The sequence below is a fragment of the Bradyrhizobium aeschynomenes genome, assembly GCF_013178945.1.
In the GTDB taxonomy this organism is placed as follows: domain Bacteria; phylum Pseudomonadota; class Alphaproteobacteria; order Rhizobiales; family Xanthobacteraceae; genus Bradyrhizobium; species Bradyrhizobium aeschynomenes.
On record NZ_JABFDM010000050.1, the window covers coordinates 1 to 318 of the forward strand.

1 pseudogene is annotated in these 318 nt (G+C 55.0%); it reads right to left on the bottom strand.

What is annotated here, in order from left to right:
* Window positions 1-318: pseudogene (locus tag HL666_RS33920) on the bottom strand (5-methyltetrahydropteroyltriglutamate--homocysteine S-methyltransferase); the annotation flags it as partial.

Consider the following 318-nt stretch of genomic DNA (forward strand, 5'->3'; position numbering starts at 1 on the left):
CCATGTACCAGCACATCCAGTCCCAAACGTTCCTGCTCAACAATGGCCTGCTTGATATGTTCCGCAATGCCTGTGCGGTAGTTGTTGGCGTCGAGATTACCCTTTTTGAAATCCAGACGCAGGGTACGAATCTCCGTGGTTTGCGGGAAGGAACCAATCGTGGTGGTCGGCCACGCGGGCAGTTTAAAACGCGCACGCTGGGCTTCAGCACGCACTTCATAGACATTCGCACGCTGACTGTCCTGAGCGGTGATCGCCGCCAGACGCTTTTCTACTGCCGGATTATGTACACGAGTAGAGTGACGACGCGCCTGAATC